General features: G+C 47.9%; 1 pseudogene. It reads right to left on the bottom strand.

What is annotated here, in order from left to right:
* Window positions 1–240 (bottom strand): annotated as a pseudogene (locus tag ACU8YC_RS28905) (DUF4942 domain-containing protein); the annotation flags it as partial.

Below are 240 nucleotides of genomic sequence, written 5' to 3'. Positions count from 1 at the left end.
GCTCAAAAGTATTCAGAAGGTTGGCTTCGCTGACTGCAGGAATGTCATCCTTTTCCAGACAGTTGTACTATTGGTCACGCGCCTGAGTGCCCATGATGGTAAACATCCCAGAATTTTTCATTAAATCCCGCCATATATCGCGATCGAGATTACGGGTAATGGCTTTCATTGCCGCTTCTGGTTTCTCCATCAGCCAGCAACCACAACGAAAATCCTGCTTCATGGCCCAGTCCAGAGCAG

The sequence above is a fragment of the Citrobacter sp. VF227 genome, assembly GCF_052950715.1.
The sequence above is the reverse complement of the archived record's forward strand: the minus strand, read 5'-3'. Positions and strand labels throughout refer to the sequence as shown.